Annotated in this window: 17 protein-coding genes and 2 tRNA genes; 15 read left to right on the forward strand and 4 right to left on the reverse strand. The window is 67.0% G+C overall.

Going from position 1 to position 20,942, the window contains the following annotated elements; translation table 11 throughout:
- Positions 1-5 precede the first annotated feature (5 nt).
- The 5 genes from AC1DCU_RS01865 (at position 6) to AC1DCU_RS01885 (ending at position 3,637) form a co-directional block, all read left to right on the forward strand.
- Positions 6-623, forward strand: a complete 618-nt coding sequence (locus tag AC1DCU_RS01865; protein ID WP_025876469.1) for a DsbE family thiol:disulfide interchange protein — start codon at positions 6-8, stop codon at positions 621-623.
- A gap of 4 nt (positions 624-627) precedes the next feature.
- The gene (locus tag AC1DCU_RS01870; protein ID WP_442251539.1) at positions 628-1,086 is read left to right on the forward strand and encodes a cytochrome c-type biogenesis protein; all 459 of its coding nucleotides are present in this window, start codon (positions 628-630) and stop codon (positions 1,084-1,086) included.
- Positions 1,080-2,069, forward strand: coding sequence for a tetratricopeptide repeat protein (locus tag AC1DCU_RS01875; protein WP_312963818.1), 990 nt, complete (start codon positions 1,080-1,082; stop codon positions 2,067-2,069). Before AC1DCU_RS01870 ends, AC1DCU_RS01875 begins: the two co-directional genes overlap by 7 nt.
- 111 nt (positions 2,070-2,180) lie before the next feature.
- The gene (gene metX / locus AC1DCU_RS01880) at positions 2,181-3,293 is read left to right on the forward strand and encodes a homoserine O-acetyltransferase MetX (protein ID WP_099784813.1); all 1,113 of its coding nucleotides are present in this window, start codon (positions 2,181-2,183) and stop codon (positions 3,291-3,293) included.
- Entirely contained in the window at positions 3,293-3,637 is a 345-nt protein-coding gene (locus AC1DCU_RS01885; RefSeq protein ID WP_025876461.1) for a DUF1294 domain-containing protein, read from the forward strand. The genes metX and AC1DCU_RS01885 overlap by 1 nt, the downstream gene beginning before the upstream one ends.
- 50 nt (positions 3,638-3,687) lie before the next feature.
- On the opposite strand, the gene cydC is transcribed toward AC1DCU_RS01885, so the two are convergent.
- Together cydC and cydD are read right to left on the reverse strand one after the other, a co-directional pair.
- Positions 3,688-5,367 carry a thiol reductant ABC exporter subunit CydC gene (gene cydC / locus AC1DCU_RS01890; RefSeq protein ID WP_442251538.1) on the reverse strand — a complete coding sequence of 560 codons (1,680 nt, stop codon included), beginning with the start codon at positions 5,365-5,367 and terminating at the stop codon, positions 3,688-3,690.
- The gene (cydD, locus tag AC1DCU_RS01895; RefSeq protein WP_025876457.1) at positions 5,364-7,109 is read right to left on the reverse strand and encodes a thiol reductant ABC exporter subunit CydD; all 1,746 of its coding nucleotides are present in this window, start codon (positions 7,107-7,109) and stop codon (positions 5,364-5,366) included. The genes cydC and cydD overlap by 4 nt, the downstream gene beginning before the upstream one ends.
- A 228-nt stretch (positions 7,110-7,337) precedes the next feature.
- Between cydD and AC1DCU_RS01900 the strand changes: the two genes are divergently transcribed.
- The 10 genes from AC1DCU_RS01900 to pgaD all read left to right on the forward strand — a co-directional run bounded on the left by AC1DCU_RS01900 (position 7,338) and on the right by pgaD (position 18,104).
- Positions 7,338-8,921 (forward strand): cytochrome ubiquinol oxidase subunit I, encoded by a 1,584-nt coding sequence (locus AC1DCU_RS01900; protein WP_478014100.1) that lies wholly within the window; start codon positions 7,338-7,340, stop codon positions 8,919-8,921.
- A 15-nt stretch (positions 8,922-8,936) separates the two neighbouring features.
- A complete protein-coding gene (gene cydB / locus AC1DCU_RS01905) occupies positions 8,937-10,091 on the forward strand; it encodes a cytochrome d ubiquinol oxidase subunit II (RefSeq protein ID WP_025876453.1) in 1,155 nt (384 codons plus the stop codon).
- Between the two features lie 54 nt (positions 10,092-10,145).
- Complete coding sequence (cydX, locus tag AC1DCU_RS01910; RefSeq protein ID WP_025876452.1) at positions 10,146-10,259, forward strand: cytochrome bd-I oxidase subunit CydX; 114 nt, start codon at positions 10,146-10,148, stop codon at positions 10,257-10,259.
- A 56-nt stretch (positions 10,260-10,315) separates the two neighbouring features.
- Positions 10,316-10,392, forward strand: a tRNA-Pro gene (locus AC1DCU_RS01915).
- Between the two features lie 138 nt (positions 10,393-10,530).
- Positions 10,531-10,607 (forward strand) — tRNA-Pro (locus AC1DCU_RS01920).
- 227 nt (positions 10,608-10,834) lie between these two features.
- Positions 10,835-12,040, forward strand: a complete 1,206-nt coding sequence (locus AC1DCU_RS01925; protein WP_442251537.1) for a CynX/NimT family MFS transporter — start codon at positions 10,835-10,837, stop codon at positions 12,038-12,040.
- Between the two features lie 372 nt (positions 12,041-12,412).
- On the forward strand, positions 12,413-14,452 hold the full coding sequence (gene pgaA / locus AC1DCU_RS01930; RefSeq protein WP_442251536.1) for a poly-beta-1,6 N-acetyl-D-glucosamine export porin PgaA: 2,040 nt from the start codon (positions 12,413-12,415) through the stop codon (positions 14,450-14,452).
- Position 14,453: 1 nt separating this feature from the next.
- A complete protein-coding gene (gene pgaB / locus AC1DCU_RS01935) occupies positions 14,454-16,361 on the forward strand; it encodes a poly-beta-1,6-N-acetyl-D-glucosamine N-deacetylase PgaB (protein ID WP_025876446.1) in 1,908 nt (635 codons plus the stop codon).
- Between the two features lie 7 nt (positions 16,362-16,368).
- Positions 16,369-17,616, forward strand: a complete 1,248-nt coding sequence (pgaC, locus tag AC1DCU_RS01940) for a poly-beta-1,6-N-acetyl-D-glucosamine synthase (protein WP_425602691.1) — start codon at positions 16,369-16,371, stop codon at positions 17,614-17,616.
- Entirely contained in the window at positions 17,613-18,104 is a 492-nt protein-coding gene (pgaD, locus tag AC1DCU_RS01945) for a poly-beta-1,6-N-acetyl-D-glucosamine biosynthesis protein PgaD (protein WP_032978740.1), read from the forward strand. The genes pgaC and pgaD overlap by 4 nt, the downstream gene beginning before the upstream one ends.
- Before the next feature lie 404 nt (positions 18,105-18,508).
- On the opposite strand, the gene AC1DCU_RS01950 is transcribed toward pgaD, so the two are convergent.
- On the reverse strand, positions 18,509-19,780 hold the full coding sequence (locus AC1DCU_RS01950; RefSeq protein WP_032978737.1) for a glutamate-5-semialdehyde dehydrogenase: 1,272 nt from the start codon (positions 19,778-19,780) through the stop codon (positions 18,509-18,511).
- Positions 19,777-20,934: a glutamate 5-kinase gene (gene proB / locus AC1DCU_RS01955; protein ID WP_032978734.1), complete on the reverse strand. Its 1,158-nt coding sequence runs from the start codon at positions 20,932-20,934 to the stop codon at positions 19,777-19,779. Before proB ends, AC1DCU_RS01950 begins: the two co-directional genes overlap by 4 nt.
- Positions 20,935-20,942 lie beyond the last annotated feature (8 nt).

Consider the following 20,942-nt stretch of genomic DNA (forward strand, 5'->3'; position numbering starts at 1 on the left):
CCCCCATGTCCGAGTCACCCGCCCCACGCCCTTCCCGCCCGCTGCCGCCGGTAGCCATCGTGATCGGCGTCCTGTTCTTCTTCGGCCTGCTTGGCCTGATGATCTACGGGGTGATGAAATCGGGCGATCCGCAGCGCGACGTGCTGCCTTCGGCACTGATCGACAAGCCGGCGCCGGCGTTCGCGCTGCCGGTGCTGCATGACCCGCAGATGATCGTGCGCAGCGAGGAGCTGCGTGGCGCGCCGTACCTGCTCAACGTCTGGGGCAGCTGGTGCGCGGCCTGCCGTGAAGAACATCCGGTACTGACCCGCTTCGCCGAGAGCAAGCGCGTACGCGTGATCGGCTACAACTGGAAGGATGAACCGACCGACGCGCTGCACTGGCTGGAACAGCTGGGCAACCCGTTCATGGTCGTGTTGAGCGACATCGAAGGCCGCACCGCCATCGACTGGGGTGTGACGGCAGCACCGGAGACCTTCCTGGTCGATGGCAGTGGCATCGTGCGCTGGAAGTACAGCGGCGCGATGACCCAGCAGGTGGTCGATGAGAAGTTGATTCCGGCGCTGGAAAAGCTTGAAAAGGCCCAGGGCGATGCTGGCAATACCCTGCACGCCTCGCCGTAAGCGCATGCGCTGGCTGCTGCCGCTGCTGCTGGCGATGACCCTGGCGCTGCCAGACTCCGGCCTCGCCCAACAACCGGTGCATGATGCGCGGCCGCTGATGTTCCGCGATGCAGCCGAGGAGACGCGCTTCCACGACCTGGCTGCGCAGTTGCGCTGCGTGCAGTGCCAGAACCAGTCACTGGCCGATTCCAACGCGCAGATCGCGCAGGACCTGCGCCGCGAAGTGCTGCAGTTGATGCAGCAGGGCCTCGACGATGCGGCCATCAAGCAGTTCCTGGTCGCCCGCTATGGCGAGTTCGTGCTCTATCAACCGCCACTGCAACCGGGCACCTGGCTGCTGTGGGGCGGCCCGCTGCTGGTACTGGGTGGCGGCGCGCTGGTGGTGATGGGCATCGTCCGTCGCCGTAGTCGGCAGATGGATGCATCCGCTGCAGCGGACCCAACCGAGGGAGAGGACTGGTGACGCACTGGTTGCCGATGGTCGCCGCAGTGGCCGCTGCGCTGTTGGCGGCCGTGGTGCTGTGGCCGCTGCGCCAGCATGGCCGTCGCAGCTTCGTGCTGGGGGTGGTGGCACTGGGCGTGGCCGGTGCCTGCCTGTATCTGCTGGTCGGCAATCCCCGCGCCGCACAGGTGCAGCCTGCGCCTTCGGTCGCCACGTTGCGTGACGGTGTAGAGGCGCTGCAGCAGGCGCTGCAGCGTGACCCGCAACGCGCCGATGGCTGGGCGCTGCTGGGTCGTTCGCAGGCCGAGCTTGGCAATGCCGCCGCCGCGGCCGACGCCTTCAACCGCGCCGCAGCACTGGCACCGGACGAACCGGGCGTGCTGGTCGAGGCCGCGCAGGCACGCGCCCAGGCCGATCCTGGCAAGCAGTTCGATGACACCGCGCTGGCATGGCTGCAGCGCGCACGTACCTTGTCGCCCGACGCCGAACGCGCAAGCTGGCTGCTTGGCATTGCCCTGCGCCAGCGGGGCCGCAATGCCGAGGCCGCCGAACTCTGGAGCACGCTGCTGCCACGCCTGGAGCCGGGTGCCGCGCAGGCGCTGCAGGCACAGATCGCCATCGCCCGCGAGGCGGCCGGCCAGCCGTCGCACGCACCGGCCGCCGCCCCCGCGCTGCTGCAGGTACGGGTGCAGCTGCCCGCATCGTTGAAGGCGGGTAACTGGCCGGCCAGCACCCAGGTCTTCGTGCTGGCGCGCGCTGTGGGCGGCCCGCCGATGCCGGTGGCTGCACGCAAGCTGCCCCTGGCCGGCTTCCCTGCAACGGTCGGCCTCGGCGACGGCGACAGCCCGATGCCTACCGCACCGTTGTCGGCACATCGCGAAGTGGAAGTACTGGCGCGCATTTCGCGCAGCGGCAGCGCCAACCGCAGCGAAGACGACCTGCAGACCGCCCCGGTCAAGGTCAGCCTGCCGCATGACGGTGTGGTTGAGCTGCAGTTCCCGTAACGTACACGCGCCGCTGCGCTCGCCGGGCCATGCCCGGCGGATTCACGCTCAGCCCGTTGATGGAAACCAGCGTGTCGCCAGCTGTACACGCCGCCCCGCTAGAATGGCCGCATGACCGAATTCATTCCTCCGGGCACCCGCTTCCATGCCCTGCCCTCGCCCTTTCCGTGCAAACGCGGCGGTGTCCTGCACGGCGCGCACGTGGCCTACGAGACCTGGGGCGCGCTGGACGAAGAGGCCAGCAACGCGATCCTGATCGTCACCGGCCTGTCGCCGGATGCGCATGCCGCGGCCAACGAAGCCAACCCTGCGCCAGGCTGGTGGGAGGCCATGCTCGGCCCCGGCAAACCGATCGATACCGACCGCTGGTTCGTGGTGTGCGTCAACTCGCTGGGCAGCTGCAAGGGCTCCACCGGCCCTGCCTCGATCAATCCGGCCAACGGCGAGCTGTATCGCCTGGATTTCCCGGAACTGTCCATCGAAGACGGCGCACGCGCGGCGATCGACGTGGTGCGCGCACTGGGCATCGGACAACTCGCCTGCGTGATCGGCAATTCGATGGGCGGGATGACGGCGCTGGCGGTGTTGCTGCTGCACCCGGGCATCGCCCGCAGCCATATCAACATTTCCGGCAGCGCGCAGGCCCTGCCGTTCTCGATCGCCATCCGTTCGCTGCAGCGCGAAGCGATCCGCCTGGACCCGCGCTGGAACGGTGGCCACTACGACAATGAGGCATACCCGGAATCGGGCATGCGCATGGCACGCAAGCTGGGCGTGATCACCTACCGCTCGGCGCTGGAATGGGATGGCCGCTTCGGTCGCGTGCGGCTGGATTCAGACCAGACCGACGATGATCCATTCGGCCTGGAATTCCAGGTCGAGAGCTATCTGGAAGGCCATGCGCGCCGGTTCGTGCGTTTCTTCGACCCCAACTGCTATCTGTACCTGAGCCGCTCGATGGACTGGTTCGATCTGGCCGAGTATGGCGATGGCGATGTGCTGGCCGGACTGGCCAGCATCCGCGTCGGCAAGGCACTGGCGATCGGCGCCAACACCGACATCCTGTTCCCTGTACAGCAGCAGCAACAGGTCGCCGATGGCCTGCGCGCTGGTGGCGCGGACGCGCGTTTCATCGGCCTGGAATCGCCCCAGGGTCATGACGCGTTCCTGGTCGACTTCGAACGTTTCGGCCCGGCCGTGCGCGGCTTCCTCGACGAACTGTAGTGGCGTGGCGGCGCAATCTCGCACTGGCCGCGTTCGGTGCGTTGATCGGCTTGACCGCAACCGGCGTGTTTCCGCTCTGGCTGGGCGCATGGTGCGTGCTGGCCAGTGCGGTGTCGTTCGGCCTGTATGGGCACGACAAGCGCGCAGCGCAGCGAAAACAGCAGAGGACGCCCGAACGCACGCTGCAGCTGCTGGCCTTTGCCGGCGGCTGGCCCGGCGCGCTGCTCGGCCAGGCGCTGTTCCGCCATAAACATCGCAAGGCGCCGTTCCAGTGGGTGTTCTGGTTATGCGTGCTGGCCAACGTGGCCTCGATCGCGGTGATGCTGCGCGCGTTTTCGCGGTAGCTGCCCTGTAGATCCACGCCACGCGTGGATATGCCGACCAAGGTCGGCATCTACCGAAGCGGTTCGCGGACCAGCACCCCGTCCACCAACCGGTACTGCACATCCACCACACCCGCGGGCAGGTCATCGTGGGTGATCATCAGCAGGCTGCGCCCTTCCAGCAGTGCTGGCAGGTCCTGCAGCAGCGCGCGCGCGGTATCCACGTCCAGGCCTTCGGTGGGCTCATCCACCAGCAGGATCGGCGCATTGCGCAGCAGCGCGCGGGCCAGCGCCAGGCGACGCGCCTGGCCGGCCGACATCGTTGCGCCGTTCTCGCCCACCCACGCCTGCAGGCCGCCGTTGCGCTCGGCCCATTCACCCAGCCGTACCCGTTGCAGCACCGCCCACAACGCTTCGTCGCTGGCCTCGGGATCGCCCAGCCGCAGGTTCGCGGCCACGCTGCCGGCAAACACCGGCGCGTTCTGCGGCAGCCACGCCAGGTGCCGGTGCCAGTCGGCCTGGGCGACATCGCGCAGGTCCTGGCCACCGTAGGTCAGCCGCCCCTGCTGCGGATCCCACAGCCGCAGCAGCAGGCTCGACAAGGTGGTCTTGCCGCTGCCGCTGTCGCCACGGATGGCGATGCGCTCGCCCGGTGCCAGCGTCAGCTGCAGGCCACGCAGCACCGGCCGTGCGGCGCCCGGCCACTGGAAGTGCACATCGTCCCAATGCACGGTCGCCGCCGGCGCCAGCGGCTGCGACGACACCGGCTCCTGCACCGAAGGTGCCTGCTCGACGATGCCCTGCAGGCGCGCGGCCGCAATGCGGCCCGATTGCAGCGACTGCCAGGCCAGGCCCATGCCCGCCCACAGTTCGATCATCGCCACGGTCAGGAACACCAGCCCGGCGGCCATTTCCGGCGCGATGCGCTGTTGTTCGGCCGCATGCAGCGCCAGTGCCAGCATCGCTACCAGGCCGAGCCCGGCCAGCACACCATGCAGCGTTGATGCAGCGATCAGCCGCAGGCGTCGACGACGATCGCGCGAGGCCACCTGCTTGGCCGCCACCCGCACCTTCAACTGCCAGGCATTGCCAGCGTTGAGCGCGGCCAGATCAGCCGCCCCTTCCAGCCCCTCGAATGCCGCCGTGCGCAACGCTGCGCGATGTGCGGCGCGGTCGGCCTCTTCGCTGTCATGGCCCCTCACGCCCAGCCACGGCACGCCAATGCCGATCAGCAACGCCAGTACCGCCAGCAGCACCGCTGCCGATGGCAGGATCAACGCTGCCGAGCCCACGCCCACCAACGTCAACGCGCCCAGCGCCAGCAACGGGCCGATGGCACGCACCAGCAGGCCATCGATTTCGCCGATGTCACCCAGCAGCCGCGCCAGCAGATCGCCGGTGCGGGTTGCGCCCAACCGTGCCGGAGCCAGTGGCAGCGCGCGGCGGAAGAACCATACGCGCAGGTCGCGGGCGATGCGCAGGGTGGCGTCATGCCCCACCAGCTTTTCGAAGTAGCGCGATGCGATGCGCGCCATGGTCAGGCCGCGGATGCCGGCCGACGGAGTGAAGAAATTGAAGCCCTGGCCAAGGCCCGCTGCACCGGCCAGCGCTGCAGCAGTGAGGAAGCCACCAGACAGGCCCAGCAGGGCGGTGCCGGCCAGCATCGTGGTCCACAGCAGCAGCACTGCCAGCAGCAGGCGCGGGCGATGACGCAGGAATACCGTGCGCAGCGAATCGGCAGAGCGGCTCATGCGCGTACCGCCTGCGCCGGCTCAACCAGGCGTCCTTCGGGCAACAGCAGGCAGCGGTCGGCCCAGGCGATCACCGCCGGGCTGTGGGTGGCCACCACCACGCTGCGTCCGCGCGCATAGGCGGCCAGGCTGCGCAGCAGCGCTGCTTCGGTTTCGGCATCGAGAAACGCGGTCGGCTCGTCCAGCAGCAGCACCTGCGGATCGCGCAGCAGCAGGCGCGCCAGGCCGATGCGACGTGCTTCGCCACCGGACAGGCCAAAGCCGCGCTCGCCGATCAGCGTATCCAGCCCCTGCGGCAGGCGCTGTGCGAACTGCAGCACCTGGGCGGCTTCGGCAACGGCGCGCAGGCGCGCGTCGCTGGCACCGGGATCGGCCAGGCGCAGGTTCTCGGCGATGGTGCCGTGGAACAGATAGGGGCGCTGGCTGGCATAGGCCACCTGCAGCCCCGGCCGCAACTGCACCCGGCCAGCACGCGGCGGCAGCCAACCGGCCAGCGCTTCCAGCAACGTGCTCTTGCCGCTGCCACTGGGGCCGACCAGGGCCAGACGCTGGCCCGGTTCCAGCTGCAGGTCCAGGTTCTGCAGCACATCGTGCGCAGCGCCCAACGGACGCAATACCAGACCGTGCGCCTGCAGTGGCGGCAACGCGGCCTCGGCAGGCTCCGGCGTCAGCGGCACAGTGCCGTCGATTGTGCTGGCCTCCTCTTCCGGCAGCGCCTGCAGCAGGCGCTCCACCTCGGCGGCGGCGGCCAGTGCATTGGCGCGGTCGTGATAGTGCGCGGCCAGGCGCCGCAACGGTGCGTAGAACTCCGGTGCCAGCAGCAGGCAGAACAGGCCCGCCCCCAGCGTCGGCACGGTCGCATGCAGCGACATCAGGCCCAGATAGCTCAGGCCCAGATACAACGCGACCATCGCCACGCTGACCGAGGCAAAGAATTCCAGCACGGTGGACGACAGGAAGGCGATGCGCAGCACCTTCATCGTGCGCACGCGCACACCTTCTGCCGCGGCCTCGATGCCGGCCAGTTCGGCTTCCCCACGGCCATACAGGCGCAGCAGGCCCAGGCCCTTGATGCGATCGGCGAAGTGCCCGCTCATCCGCGCCAGCTCGCCCAGCTGCGCGCGCCCGGCGGCTTCGGCGCCCCAGCCCACCAGCATCATGAAAAACGGCACCAGCGGTGCAGTGAACAGCAGGATCAGTGCAACCACCCAATCGACCCAGGCCACAGCAGCCAGGATCAACAACGGCACCACCACCACTTCGGTACGCACCGGCAGGAAACCACTGTAGTAGTTCTCGATCGCATCGCCGTGATGCAGCATCAACTCGCCCAGTTCACCGGTACGGCGCTGCCGAAGCCACAATGGGCCGTGCCCGAGCAGACGCGCGAAGACACGCTCGCGCAGGGACAGGCGTGCGGCATCGGCAACGTCACCGGCCGCAGCCTGGGTGGCACTGCCCAGCAGGGTGCGCACGACAAGGATCACCGCCAACGCGGCCAGCACCGGCAGGCCCTGGGCCAGCGGCACGCGCTCGACCAGCACCTGCTGCACCAGCCAGGCGATGGCGGCAGCTTGAGCGATCAACAGCGCACCGGACACGCTGATGCACAGCGACGCCAGCCGCTGCCGCCCCTTCGCGGCACGGGCCAGATCGGCCAGCCAGGCGGTACGCACACGCCGCAGGCGGGTCGATTCTTCATCCCGATCAGGGGCGTCAGCGGTCGGTTCGGCAGCGCTCAAGGCTCTTCACAGGCAGCAGGGGGATGGACGGCATTGTAGGCGCAGGCAACAGCCTTCCCCTGCGGCCGGCGGTCGCAGTCTTCATCGGGTTGGCATACGATCCTCCTGAATACCTGTTCATACATTGATCTGGATCAAGGCTGTTTGAAGTAGTCGGTCACATCATTCACCCCGTAGACCACCCTTCCCGCCACCTGCAACGGCACTATCCAACGAGGTAGCCAGGCCATGATTGATCAGACAGTCGTAGAACTGTCGCGGCTGCAATTCGCTCTGACCGCGATGTACCACTTCCTATTCGTACCGCTCACGCTTGGCCTGTCCTTCATGGTGGCCATCATGGAAAGCGTGTACGTCATGACCCGCAAGCAGGTCTGGCGGCAGATGACCCTGTTCTGGGGCACCCTGTTCGGCATCAACTTCGCCATCGGCGTGGCCACCGGCCTGGTGATGGAGTTCCAGTTCGGCATGAACTGGTCGTACTACAGCCATTACGTGGGTGACATCTTCGGTGCGCCGCTGGCCATCGAAGGCCTGATGGCGTTCTTCCTGGAAGCGACCTTCATCGGCCTGTTCTTCTTCGGCTGGAAGCGCCTGAGCCCGGTCAAGCACCTCACCGTAACCTGGCTGATGGCGCTGGGCACCAACCTGTCGGCGGTGTGGATCCTGATCGCCAACGGCTGGATGCAGAACCCGACCGGTGCGGTGTTCAACCCGGAAACCATGCGCATGGAAGTGGTCGACTTCGCCGCGGTGCTGCTGAACCCGGTGGCGCAGGCCAAGTTCGTGCACACCGTCAGTGCCGGTTACGTGACCGGTGCGATCTTCGTGATGTCCATCAGCGCCCTGTACCTGCTGCGCAACAAGCACAGGGACATGGCCCGCCGTTCGTTCGCGGTCGCCGCGGCCTTCGGCCTGCTGTCCTCGCTGTCGGTGGTGGTGCTGGGTGACGAGAGCGGCTATGCCGCCAGCGAGCACCAGAAGATGAAGCTGGCGGCGATCGAAGCGATGTGGGAGACCGAGCGTGCGCCGGCCGACTTCACCGCCTTCGGCATTCCCAACCAGGACACCCACACCAACGACTACGCGATCAAGATCCCATACCTGATGGGCCTGATCGCCACCCGTTCGCTGGACCAGCCGATTCCGGGCATCCTGGAGCTGGTGGAGCGTGCGGAGCACCGCATCCGCGGTGGCCAGATCGCCTATGGCGCACTGGAACGGGTGAAGAAGGACAAGACCGATCTTGCAGCGCGTGAAATGTTCGATCGCCATTGGCAGGACCTCGGCCATGGCCTGCTGCTGAAGCGTTACCGCGAGGACATCCTCAACGCGACGCCGGAGGAAATCTCCAAGGCCGCGATGGATACCGTACCGCGCGTGGCGCCGCTGTTCTGGACCYTCCGCATCATGGCCGGGTTGGGCTTCTACCTGATCGCCTTCTTCGCGCTGGCCTTCTACTTCTCGTGCCGCAACAACTTCCAGGACAAGCGCTGGTTCCTGAAGCTGGCCGTGTGGAGCCTGCCGGCGCCGTGGATCGCGATCGAATGCGGTTGGTTCGTGGCCGAGTACGGCCGCCAGCCGTGGGCGGTGGATGGCGTGCTGCCCACGTTCTACGCGGCATCGGGCCTGGCACTGCATGAAATCCTGACCACGCTGGCGGTGTTCACCAGCCTGTACACGGTGCTGCTGATCATCGAAATCAAGCTGATGCTGAAGGCGGTCCGCAAGGGCCCGGACGACATCCTGCCGACGCTGCAGGCCGACATCCGCCCTGTTTCCCCCAATGCCGTTGCCCCCGGCCAGGCCTGAGGCAGGAGAATCCAGATGGAATTCATTGCACTTGATTACACCACGCTCCGCGTGATCTGGTGGCTGCTGCTCGGCATCCTGCTGGTCGGCTGGGCCGTCATGGATGGTTTCGACCTCGGCGTCGGCACGCTGCTGCCGTTCGTGGCAAAGACCGATGAAGAACGCCGGCTGGTGATCAACACCGTCGGCCCGGTCTGGGAAGGCAACCAGGTCTGGTTGGTGCTGGGTGGCGGCGCGATCTTCGCCGCATGGCCGCCGCTGTACGCGGTCAGCTTCTCCGGCTTCTACCTGGCGGTGTTTGCGATGCTGTTCGGGTTGATCCTGCGCCCGGTCGGCTTCAAGTACCGCAGCAAGCTGCCGTCCAAGCGCTGGCGCGACAACTGGGACCGCGTGCTGTTCGTCGGTGGCCTGCTGCCGGGCCTGATTGCCGGCGTCGCGGTGGGCAACGTACTGCTGGGTGTGCCGTTCCACTTCGATGACACCCTGCGCGTGACCTACACCGGTTCGTTCTTCGGCCTGCTCACACCGTTCGCGCTCATCGCCGGCCTGATCAGCGTGGCCATGCTGGTGTCGCACGGTGCGGCCATGCTGGTGCTGAAGACCGACGGCCCGGTGGCCGAACGTGCAGCGCGCTATGGCAGCATCGCCGCCATCATCAGCTTCGTGCTGTTCGCCGCTGCCGGCGCCTGGGTGGCCTTCGGCCTGCCGGGCTACCAGATCACTTCGCAGGTGGTGACCGACGGGCCGACCAATCCGCTGCTGAAGACCGCCGAACTGGGGTCCGCCGCAGGTGGCTGGCTGCGCAACTACAGCAGCATGCCGGCAACGCTGGTGTTCCCGGTGCTGGGCCTGCTGGGTGCGCTTGCCAGCGCGGTGCTGCTGCGCGCGCGTCGTGGCGGCCTGGCCTTCATCGCCTCGGGCGCGTCCATTGCCGGCATCATCCTCACCGTCGGCTTTGCGATCTTCCCGTTCCTGCTGCCGTCCTCCAGCCAGCCCACCTCCAGCCTGACCGTCTGGGACAGTTCGTCCAGCCACCTCACGCTGTGGGTCATGCTGCTGGCCACGGCCATCTTCCTGCCGATCATCCTCGCCTACACCACCTGGGTGTACCGCGTGCTGAAGGGCAAGACGACGGTCGAGGACATGGACGACAACCCCAACGCGTACTGATTGCCCGTGTGCCGGCCCAGGGTCGGCACACCCCTCGCACACAGGAGATTGACCATGTGGTATTTCGCTTGGATTCTCGGCGCCGGCCTGGCTTCGGTCGTGGCCATCCTCAACGGGATGTGGTTCGAAGCGCGCGAAAGCGCCCGCGCCGACAAGGAAGTGCGTTGAAACTGTAAAAAAGGGTTGCCGATACGGCCTTCACACCGTATTCTTGGCGGCTCCTTCGGGGTGTAGCTCAGTCTGGTAGAGCGCTACGTTCGGGACGTAGAGGTCGCAGGTTCGAATCCTGTCTCCCCGACCACTTCGGTGGTCGCATTGAAGCCTGGTGAAGTCTTCCAGGCTTTTTTGTTCCCGCAGGAGTCGCTGCCACGGCAGCGAAGCAGAACGGTCTTCCCCCTTGCCGCCATCGGGGGAAATGGCTAGAATAGGCGGCTCCCTTCGGGGTGTAGCTCAGTCTGGTAGAGCGCTACGTTCGGGACGTAGAGGTCGCAGGTTCGAATCCTGTCTCCCCGACCACTCCGGTGGTCACCAAGAAGCCTGGAAGACATCAGTGTCCTCCGGGTTTTTTTGTACCTGGAATCCGGGACACCCGGCTACGCCGCCATCAGCACATGCCGCCGGGGACCCGACCCGGCCCGGCCACGTACAATGGCCGCCACTCCCCCACCTGCCACACCGGCCGCGCCCGGTGCGGGCGCTGCACGCCATTCTGCATGGCGTGCGCCACCTGCAAGGAACACCGCATGACCTCGCCCACCTCCCCTTCGCCATCACTGCTGCACGGGCGCGTGCTGGCGTTCGTCGCGATCCTGCTGGCGGCGGTCAACCTGCGTACCGCCGTCACCTCCATCACCCCGTTGCTGGACGTGCTGGGCCAGCAGTTCGGCTTCGGCACCACCATGACCGGCGTACTGGGCATGCTGCCGACCGCGTCGTTCGCTCTGTTCGGCGTCGCCACCCCGGCGCTGGCACGACGCCTGGGCCTTGAGCGCACCACCCTGCTGGCGATGCTGATGGCTGCCGCCGGCCTGCTGCTGCGCTCCAGCGCCGGCAATGTCGGCACCCTGCTGCTGGGCTCGGTGATCGCACTGGCGGGCATGGGCATCGGCAACGTGGTGGTGCCGCCGTTGGTGAAGCGCTACTTCGCCAACAAGGTCGGCACCATGAGCACGCTGTACATCAGCGTGCTGCAGCTGGGCACGATGATGCCGGCGCTGTTGGCGGTGCCGGTGGCCAACGCCGCAGGCTGGCGGGTGTCGCTGGGCATGTGGGCGCTGCTGGCGCTGGCTGCGACCCTGCCATGGATGCTGCTGGCACGCAGTGCGCCCAGGCCGGTGCTGGACAGCAGCGATCCCACCGCGCAGCCGCACGGCAAGGTCTGGCGTACCTCGTTGGGCTGGAGCATGACGCTGATGTTCGGCATGACCTCGCTGATGACCTATTCGATGTTCACCTGGCTGCCGCGCATCGTGGTCGAAGCCGGCGCCACGCCCGCCTTCGGCGGGGTGATGGTCGCGGTGTTTTCGGCACTGGGCCTGCTGCCATCGCTGGTGATCCCATCGCTGGCGGTGCGCCTGCAGAATCCCTTCCCGCTGGTGCTGATCGGCTTCTCCGCCTTCGTCATCGCCTTCGCCGGCCTGCTGTTCGCCCCGATGAAGGCGCCGTTGCTGTGGGCCTGCCTGCTGGGCGTCGGGCCGTCCACGTTCCCGCTGGCGCTGACCCTGATCAATCTGCGCACGCGCACCCCCACCGGTTCGGCGGCCCTGTCCGGCTTCATGCAGGGCGTGGGCTACAGCTTCAGCTGCCTGGGCCCGTTCCTGGTCGGCTGGCTGCATACCGTCAGCGAGGGCTGGACCCTGCCCTTCGCCTTCCTGTTCGGCTGCGCACTGCTGATGCTGTGCGCCTCGTGGGTGGCCTGCAAGCCGCGCAAGCTGGAAGACCTGTGGTGACCGGACCGGCGGGCTGACGCCCGCCGCCGTGAAGCTGGACCCACACACCCCACTACCGCGATCTACACACCGCCGCCGCAGCAGGTGACGTAGCGTGTCCGAAGCTGACCCGTTATGCGTCCAGAACTGGCCTTGCCAGCAGGATCGCCCCACAGGGCGGCCCCTGGCTGTCCCGTGCCGTTCCAGTGGACGGCAGAAAAGTGTATGCGCGACAACGCGTTGCGACAGGGCTGGCCGGTCATCCAAGGACTCTCCGTCAACAAGGTACGGATAGGAAGTAGGCGCTTTGGCAGAGCGTCAGCTATAGTTGGCATGTGATGTGCGTCACACTTTTGAGCACATCGTTCAGCAATGGATGCTTAGGGGGGTCTCATGGTTGTTCATCGTCCGCTGGCGCTGTGCGTCGGCCTGGCCTGCGCCACTTTGGCGTGCTGGGCCCACGCGGCCTCGCCGCCCACCGTCATCACGCGCGCCGACCGGCTCGCCGAGATCGGGCACTACCGTGACCAGGCACGCTGGGTCGATGCACTGGCAGCGATCGAGCGGGCGCAGCTGCGCGAGCCCAACGACGACCTGCTGTACAAGCTGCAGGTCCTGACCCTGGGCGACATCGGCAACGCCCATCGCGCCTGGCGGCTTTACCAGGCCCGGCCCAACCTGTTCGACCAGGACCAGAAAGCGCGGCTGGAGGCCAACTACGTGGCCAAGCTGGTCAACTGGAGCCTGGCCTACGGGGAAAGCGAAGACACCCGGCTGGACGAGGCCGAGGCTTCGCTGGCGGAAATGGAGCAGTACGTCGAGCGCGATGGCACAACGCAGGCGCAGGCGCCGCTGCGTATCCGCATGGACCGGCTGATCCTGCTCAACCGCCTGGCCCGTCACGCGCAGGTGCGCGACGAGGCGCGGGCGCTGCAGCGCGAAGGCCATGCCCTGCCCGATTACGTGCTGCCAGCCGTAGGCGACTCGCTGATGGCCACCCAGAACCCGGAGGAGGCCATTCCCTTGCTGGAGGCCGCCGCAAAGAACGATCCCTCACGCTTCGAGACACGCTCGGAGCTGGCCTATGCCTATCTGGAAACAGAGCAGGCGGAGAAGGCGGTGGGCTACCTGCAGGCCTGGCAGAAGGACGAACCGGCCTGGCGCTGGGGCGGCGGCAAGACCCCCTTCCAGAACTGGGCGCGTTACGAGGCCGACCTGAACCTGGGGATGGTGCGGGCCTACAGCGGCGACCTGCCCACGGCCCAGCGCGAACTGGAAGCCCTGGTCGAGGTCGGCCCGGGCAATGGCAGCCTGCAGACTTCACTGGGCAGCGTCTACCAGATGCGCGGCTGGCCACGGCGGGCACTTGAGCGCCACCAGATGGCCTATACGCTGGACCCGCGTGACATCGCGCCGCGCCTGGGCATGTACGAATCCTACGTGCAGCTGCAACGCGACGACCTGGCGCGGCCGCTGCATGACGACCTGCTGGCACGCTATCCAAGCCAGCCGGCGGTGCAACGCATGGACCGTGACTGGCGCGCCCATCGCGGCTGGCAGCTGCTGGCCAAGGTCGAGGGTGGCCGCAGTTCCGGCGGTGGCGGCACCTCACCGCTGGGCAACGACGACCTGCACTACGGCGTGGAAGTGGCCTCGCCGGTTCTCAACGACCGCTGGCGCCTGTTTGCCTTCGCCGACCGCCGTTCGGTCAGCTTCCAGGACCAGGACATCGACCCGCTGTGGATCGGTGCCGGCGTGCGCTACCGGTTCGACCGCCTTGATGCCGAGGCAGCGGTGATGCGCCCCAACGACAGCATCGGCGACACCGGCCTGCGCGGCGGCTTCGGCTGGCAGTTCAATGATCGCTGGCACGCCGGCGTGACCGCTGCCCGCAATGATCCGGAAGCCTCGATGCAGGCACGCGTGGCCGGCATCACCGCTGACAGCGTTGCGGTTGCAGTGGACTACACGCGCAACGAGCGCACCCACTGGAGCTTCGGTGGCAGCCAGTTCCGTTACGACGATGGCAACCGCCGCGATACGCTGAACAGTGCGATCGAACAACGGCTGTTGACCCGCCCGCGCCTGTTGATCGATGGCGTGGGCAGCGTCTACACCAGCCGTGGCAGCCGCGACGATGCACCCTACTTCAACCCCTCGCGGGATCGCTCGGTGGAAGTGGGCCTGCGCATCGATCAACAGCTGTGGCGCCATTACGAGCGCCACTTCCGCCATCGCCTGACGGTCTCGGTGGGCAACTACTGGCAGGAAGGTTTTGGCAGTTCAATCATTCCGACCGTGGCCTATCGCCACGAATGGCAGTTCGATCAAGGGCGGATCCTCGAGTACGGCGTGAGTTGGTCGCGGCCGGTCTACGACGGCCAACGTGAACGACATATCGGCTTCGATGCCGCGCTGCGCTGGGGAGAATGAGATGGAACGGATGCTTCGCAACCTGACGACCGTACTGCTGCTGGCGCTGCTGGCCCTCGCCCTGCCTGCCGCAGCCCAGCGCGCCAGCTCGGCCGCGGAACTGGACGCGGCCGACAACGGCCTGCTGGTCCTCAGCTACCACGACGTGCGCGATGATGTGCTGGAAAAATCCGACGGCGACGCCTACGCGGTCAGCACGCAGAACTTCGCCGCACACCTGGACTGGCTGTCCGCGCATGGCTATCACCCGGTCTCGCTGTCACAGCTGATCAAGGCCTCGCGCGGCGAAGCAACGCTGCCGCCGCGACCGGTGCTGCTGACCTTCGACGACGGCCTGCGCAGCGTGTACAGCCGCGTCTATCCGCTGCTGCGCGCGTACAACTATCCGGCGCTGGTGGCGGTGATCACCGACTACGTGGACATGGCACCGGGCCGCACCATCGACTACGGCTACCGTCCCTTCGGCCATGACGACTTCCTGACCTGGGACCAGCTGCGCGAGATGCAGGCCAGCGGCCTGATCGAACTGGCCAGCCATACCGACAACCTGCACCACGGCGTGCAGTCCAACCCGCAGGGCAACCAGACCCCGGCGGTGATCACCCGCATCTACGACCCCAAGGCGCAGCGCTATGAAAGCGCGCAGGAGTACGAGAAGCGCCTGCGCGACGATCTCGGCCGCAGCGTACAGCGCATCGAGAAGGAGCTGGGTGTACGCCCGAAAGCGATCGTCTGGCCGTATGCCGCCTACAACCAGTTGAGCAACGACATCGCCGAGCAGCTGGGCATGCCGGTGTCCTTCGACCTGGAAGGTCGCAGCACGCCGGTGACGGCCGACCTGCATGGCCTGGCACGCCTGCTGGTGACCAGCAATCCGAACATCACCTCGCTGGCCTTCGAGCTGCGCCGCAACGTCAATCTGGACGGCACCCGTGCACTGCAGATCGATATGGACTCGGTCTACGACAGCGACCCTGCACAGCAGGCGCGCAACCTGGATGCGCTGATCGAGCGGGTGAAGCGGATCGGCCCGACCCATGTCTACCTGCAGGCCTTCGCCGATCCGGACGGCAACAACACCGCCGATGCCCTGTACTTCCCGAACCGCCACCTGCCGATGCGCGCGGACCTGTTCAACCGCGTCGCCTGGCAGCTGAAAACCCGTGCCGGGGTGAAGGTGTATGCGTGGTTGCCGGTGCTGGGCTATGAACTGCCCGACGCTGCGCAGCGTGCGGCGCTGGGCATCCAGAGCCCGGAACGCGATGGCATGTACCGCCTGGATTTCACCAAGCCGCAGGCACGACAGATCATCAAGGACATCTACGAAGACCTGGCGATCAATTCGTATTTCGAAGGCCTGCTGTTCCACGATGACGGCTACGTGCGCGATACCGAACTTGCCCAGCTGCCGCAGGAAGGCAGCGACGGCGGCCGCACCCAGGCGCTGATTGATTTCACCCTGGAACTGCGTGACAGCGCACAACGCTGGCGCCCCAAGCTGGGCACCGTGCGCAACCTGTACGCGCAGCCGGTGCTGGAGCCGCAGAGCGCGGCGTGGTTCGCCCAGCGCCTGGACCTGTTTAACAAGGCTTACGACCGTACCGCGCTGATGGCGATGCCGTGGATGGAAGGCAGCCGCCGCCCGCAGCGTTGGCTGGACAAGCTGGTGGTGGCCGTGCGTGCGCACGACCCCGAGCTGAAGCACACGATGTTCGAGCTGCAGACCGTGGACTGGCGCACGCAGCGGCCGATCAGCGGCGAACAGCTGCGCGCGCAGATCCGCCGCCTGCAGGCACAGGGCGTGCGCCATTTCGCGTGGTACCCGGACGATTTCATCGCCGACAAGCCGTCGACCCAGGATGCACGCGCGGCGATGTCCGCGCGCAACTTCCCGTATCCGGAGAAGTGACGTGGACATGAATCCGTGGCTCAACGCCATGTTCCAGTTCGCCTTCTTCTACCCCATGGTGATGGCGTTCTTCTGGATGTCCGGGGGCCTGTACTACTTCTTCCGCCGTGAGCGGAAGTCGCGGCCGCGCAACGATCCACCACCGATGGCGGAGTATCCGTTCGCCAGCCTGCTGATCCCGTGCCACAACGAATCGGCGAACCTGGACGACACCCTCGGCGCGGCATTGGCCCAGCGCTATCCGGACTTTGAGGTGATCGCCATCAACGATGGCAGCACCGACGACACCGGCACCCGCCTGGACGCGCTTGCAGAGCTTCATCCGCGCCTGCGCGTGGTCCACCTGGACCGCAACCTGGGCAAGGCCAACGCGTTGCGCATGGGCGCGCTGGCCGCGAGATCGGAGTACCTGGTGTGCATCGATGGTGATGCCATGCTGGAAGAGTTCGCCATGCACTGGATGGTCTGGCACCTGACCAGCGGCCCACGCGTGGGTGCGGTGACCGGCAACCCGCGCATCCGCAACCGCTCCACCCTGCTCGGCCGCCTGCAGGTGGCGGAGTTCTCCTCGATCATCGGCATGATCAAGCGCGCCCAACGCGTGTACGGCCGCATCTTCACCGTGTCCGGCGTCATTGCCGCGTTCCGTCGCACCGCCCTGCATCGCATCGGCTACTGGGCCGATGACATGGTCACCGAGGACATCGACATCAGCTGGCGGCTGCAGCTGGATCATTGGGACATCCGTTACGAGCCCAATGCGCTGTGCTTCATCCTGATGCCGGAAACGCTGAAGGGCCTGTGGCGGCAGCGACTGCGCTGGGCACAGGGCGGCGTGGAAGTCCTGTTGCGCCACGGCTCCTCGTTGTTCAGCTGGCGCAAGCGGCGGATGTGGGGCGTGCTGCTGGAATACATCCTCAGCGTGCTGTGGGCCTACACCATGCTGGTGATCATCCTGCTGTGGGCAGTGGGCAAGTTCATCCCGATGCCGCCGTCGCTGTACATCGACACGTTGCTGCCGCAATGGCATGGCGTGATCCTGGCCCTGGTCTGCCTGCTGCAGTTCGCCAGCAGCCTGATCATCGACAGGCGTTACGAAACGCATATCGGCCGCAACTATTTCTGGGTCATCTGGTACCCGATGGCGTACTGGTTGATCAGCCTGTTCACCACGCTGGTGGCGCTGCCGAAGACCCTTCTCCGGCGGCGTGGCAAGCGAGCCACCTGGGTCAGCCCAGACAGAGGTATCCGATGAACGCACATCGCCAGAGGACTGCCAGGACGCCGTCCAACCGCTTCGACTCGCGCCTGATCCAGAAGCCGCTCAAGCAGCCCCGCCTGCAGCGCACCGCCTGGGGCTTTGTGACCCTGGCATTCTGGGGGTTCTACTTCTACCTGTGGGCACCGCTGGTCACGCTGGTGTCCTGGTTGCTCGGTGGGCAGCTGGCGTGGCTGCAGCTGTACGAGCGCAAGCAGCATCTGGACCCGTTCGTGATCATCGCCCTGCCGGTGATCCTGGCGTGCTGTGCGCTGCTGCTGATCGCCTGGGCCGAGTACAACCGCTACCGCTTCTCCGGCAAGGAACGGCGCGGCCCGCACGAGGACGCAAGTCGTGCGGAGATCGCCCATTCGCTGGGTGCCAGCGATCAGCTTGCCGAACAGATGTTCGGTGCCAAGGCCATCACCCTGCACATGGATGAGCATGCACGGCCGCTGGGCATGACCGCGCAGCTGTTGAGGTAACGGGGGTTCGGCCGGGCGGCGCCCGGCACCCGCAGAGGCAGCGGCCAAGGCAACAGCAACAGCTGGCATTCCGTGGGAGGCGGGGCGGTGTCGGATTGCGGGGACGCCGCAAGTACGTCCTTGTAGGCTTGGCAGCCGCATCCATGCGGCTGACACCCCGCAATCCGACACCCATCCCGACAGATTGCGGAGATCTGTCGAAGGCGGGGTGGGTCCGGTTGCGGGGGCGTGAGCGCCATGGATGGCGCGACCGAGCTTACAGGGACGTACTTGCAGCGTCCCCCGCAACCGGACCCACCCCGCCTTCCCGCAGGAACCCCGCTGTTGCCGTTGCCGTTGCATTTGCGGTTGCTTCGGCTGTTGCCGCGGCCTCTGCGGGTGCCGGGCGCAGCCCGGCTGTGACCCTACCTTCGGACCTGGCCTTCGCCGCGCACCACGAACCGTTCGACTGTCAGCGCTTCCAGCCCCATCGGGCCATAGGCGTGCAGGCGCGTGGTGGAGATGCCGATCTCGCTGCCGAGGCCAAGCTGGCCACCATCGGAAAAACGCGAAGACGCGTTGACCATCACCACCGCCGAGCGCAATGCGCTGACGAAACGCTCGGCACTGGCTACGTCTTCAGTGGCGATCACTTCGGTGTGGTCGGAGGTATAGGTACGGATGTGCGCGATCGCTGCATCAAGATCGTCGACCACGCGGACCGCCAGTACCAGATCAAGGAATTCGGCGGCATAGTCGTCTTCGCTGGCCGCGGTGCTCCCCGGCAGCAATGGCTGCGCGCGCTCGTCTGCGCGCAGCTGCACGCCACGTTCGGCCAGCGCCTGTGCAGCACGCGGCAGGAACGCTGCGGCAATGCCCCGGTGCACCAGCAGGGTTTCCAGTGAATTGCACGCGGACGGGCGACTGCACTTGCCGTCCACCAGCAGATCGACTGACTTGTCGAGATCGGCACTGGCATCGACGAACAGGTGGCAGACGCCCTTGTAGTGCTTGATCACCGGCACCCGTGCGTGCTCGGCGACGAAGCGGATCAGGCCTTCGCCACCGCGCGGGATGGCCAGGTCGATCAGTTCGTGCAGCTGCAGCAGTTCCAGCATTGCTTCGCGACGCAGGTCGGTCAGCACCGTCACAGCGGCAGGGGGCACGCCGTTGGCCTTCAATGCCCCCGCCAACGCCTGGGCGATGGCGGTATTGGAATGGATCGCCTCCGAGCCGCCACGCAGGATCACGCCGTTGCCCGCCTTCAGGCACAGCGCGGCGGCTTCGGCGGTCACGTTCGGGCGAGCTTCGTAGATCATCGCGATCACTCCCAGCGGCACGCGCACCTTCTGTACGCGGATGCCGTTCGGACGCACGTCGTCGCGGGTCACCTGCCCGACCGGGTCCGGCAGGCCGGCCACCTCGCGCACGGCGTCGGCCATCGCCAGCAGGCGCGCCGGGTCAAGTGCCAGGCGGTCGAGCATCGCGCTGCCCACACCTTTTTCGCGGGCGGCGGCCAGGTCGCGTGCATTGCCTGCAAGAATCTGTCCGGCATTGACCTCCAGCGCCTGCGCCATCGCCTGCAGCAGTGCCCTGCGCGCATCGCTGTCCAGGCCGGCAACCACCTGGGCCGCGTCGCGGCAGGCACGGGCCTGCGATTCGATCTCACTCATCGGCATATCCTGCAGTAGGTTCATGGCAGCACCAGATCGTCGCGATGGACGACGGTACCGCCGTAGTTGTAGCCGAGCACGGTCTGGATGTCGCGGGTGTGGCGGCCGGCAATGCGGCGCACGTCATCGGCGGCGTACTGGCTCACTCCACGGGCCACGCACACCCGGCCGGCGTCGGTGTTCCAGCATACCTGCACCATGTCACCGCGCCGGAACGCGCCGTCGGCACCGGTGATGCCACCGGGCAACAGCGATGCCCCCTTCTCGCGCATCGCCTGGGCGGCGCCGGCATCGACCAGGATCGCGCCTTCGGCGAGCGGAGCGTGGCGCAGCCAGTGCTTGCGGGCCGCCTCACGGCTGCGTGCTGCATGGATACGGGTGCCGAACAGGCGATCCTGCGCCAGCGCGCGCACCACCTCGCCGCTGCGGCCATTGAACAGATAGGTTTCAATGCCGACACGGCCGGCCTTGGCTGCGGCCTCCAGCTTGGTGCGCATGCCGCCGGTACCGGCGACCGAACCGGCGCCGCCAGCCATCGCCAGCACGGCATCGTTCAACTCGGCCACTTCATGCAGTGGCCGGGCATCGGCATGCGTGCGCGGATCTGCACTGTAGAGACCGTCGATGTCGGTGGCGATGAACAGTGCATCAGCATCGACCAGCGCTGCCACCGTCGCGGCCAGGTTGTCGTTGTCACCGAGCTTGAGCTCATCCACCGAAACGGTGTCGTTCTCGTTGACCACCGGCAGCGCGCCCAGCCGCAGCAGCTCGTTGAGGGTTGCCCGCGCATTGAGATAGCGGCGGCGGTTGCGCAGATCGTCATGGGTCAGCAGCACCTGCGCCACCGGGCGCTCGAAGAAGCGCTGCCACAGACCGATCAGCTGCGCCTGGCCCAGTGCCGCCAACGCCTGCCGCGCCGCCATCGCCGCACCGGGTTCATCGGCCCGGGGCAGGATCGCGCGGCCGGCAGCGACCGCGCCGGAGGAGACGATGACGACCTCGCGCCCGGCCAGCACGTTGGCCGAAACGAACTGGGCCAGGCCCAGCGCGTGGCGCGGCGACAGGCCACCACCGTCGGCGGCCAGCAGGCTGCTGCCGACCTTGAGCACGGCGCGCCGCCACGACGGCAGCGCTTGTTCGGGGAACGGCGATGCAACGTGGGCGGCGTGGACAGTCATCAGGGGCG

This window comes from Stenotrophomonas sp. 10L48 (assembly GCF_056395105.1).

Excerpts from the sequence above, each read along its gene's own strand:
- AC1DCU_RS01865 (WP_025876469.1), top strand. The coding sequence starts at position 6 with ATGTCCGAGTCACCCGCCCCACGCCCTTCCCGCCCGCTGCCGCCGGTA.
- AC1DCU_RS01870 (WP_442251539.1), top strand. The coding sequence starts at position 628 with ATGCGCTGGCTGCTGCCGCTGCTGCTGGCGATGACCCTGGCGCTGCCA.
- metX (WP_099784813.1), top strand. The coding sequence starts at position 2,181 with ATGACCGAATTCATTCCTCCGGGCACCCGCTTCCATGCCCTGCCCTCG.
- cydC (WP_442251538.1), bottom strand. The coding sequence starts at position 5,367 with ATGAGCCGCTCTGCCGATTCGCTGCGCACGGTATTCCTGCGTCATCGC.
- cydB (WP_025876453.1), top strand. The coding sequence starts at position 8,937 with ATGGAATTCATTGCACTTGATTACACCACGCTCCGCGTGATCTGGTGG.
- cydX (WP_025876452.1), top strand. The coding sequence starts at position 10,146 with ATGTGGTATTTCGCTTGGATTCTCGGCGCCGGCCTGGCTTCGGTCGTG.
- AC1DCU_RS01925 (WP_442251537.1), top strand. The coding sequence starts at position 10,835 with ATGACCTCGCCCACCTCCCCTTCGCCATCACTGCTGCACGGGCGCGTG.
- pgaA (WP_442251536.1), top strand. The coding sequence starts at position 12,413 with ATGGTTGTTCATCGTCCGCTGGCGCTGTGCGTCGGCCTGGCCTGCGCC.
- pgaB (WP_025876446.1), top strand. The coding sequence starts at position 14,454 with ATGGAACGGATGCTTCGCAACCTGACGACCGTACTGCTGCTGGCGCTG.
- pgaC (WP_425602691.1), top strand. The coding sequence starts at position 16,369 with ATGAATCCGTGGCTCAACGCCATGTTCCAGTTCGCCTTCTTCTACCCC.
- pgaD (WP_032978740.1), top strand. The coding sequence starts at position 17,613 with ATGAACGCACATCGCCAGAGGACTGCCAGGACGCCGTCCAACCGCTTC.
- AC1DCU_RS01950 (WP_032978737.1), bottom strand. The coding sequence starts at position 19,780 with ATGAACCTACTGCAGGATATGCCGATGAGTGAGATCGAATCGCAGGCC.
- proB (WP_032978734.1), bottom strand. The coding sequence starts at position 20,934 with ATGACTGTCCACGCCGCCCACGTTGCATCGCCGTTCCCCGAACAAGCG.